A 666-nucleotide genomic window follows, 5' to 3' on the forward strand; every position below is an offset into this window, starting at 1 on the left:
CTAGAAATGTCCGAACTATCACCACTATCAAACTACCTATGTGAAGCTGTTGATTCTGCCGCAGCAAACCTTGAAGCACTTAGTGAAAACCTGGAGCAAGCTTGCAACCTAATTACACAGACACTTCTGAGCGATAAAAAACTGATTATTTGCGGGAACGGTCTATCTGGACCAATCGCAAGCCTTTTAACAACCTGCTTAATGAACCAACAGGAATTCGAACGCCCAAGCCTTCCTGCGATCAATATTTCTATCGATTCCACAACTATTTCTGCTATTGCGAAGGACGGCAATTACAACCTTAGCTATGCCAAGCAAATTAGAGCCATTGGTTTCGAAGGAGACACCCTGATTGCACTATCTATCGATGGCAACTGCAGCAATATTGTTCAAGCAATTCAAACCGCGCACGAAAAGGACATCAAGGTAATCACACTTATCGGTCATAAAGATGGGAAAATTTCTGCGATAAAGCAGGGACAGGATGTTGAAATCCAGCTAAACACCAATTCGGTAGCGCGAGCGATGGAAGCTCAACTTATGGCAGTTAATGCCATGTGCCACCAAATCGAAAATCAACTTTTTGGTGGCGCATTTTAGTTAAGAAAGCCTAGAACAGGCTTTCTCTTTATTTAACTATCTTTAGAGAAGGCTTATGAGGCAGGT

General features: G+C 42.6%; 1 protein-coding gene. It reads left to right on the forward strand.

Translation table 11 applies throughout. The features are described from left to right. Nucleotides 1-600: SIS domain-containing protein (locus A3756_RS21730; protein ID WP_082865427.1), on the forward strand; the 600-nt coding region annotated here is incomplete at its 5' end. Between the last annotated feature and the right edge of the window lie 66 nt (nt 601-666).

Source organism: Oleiphilus sp. HI0086 (assembly GCF_001635225.1).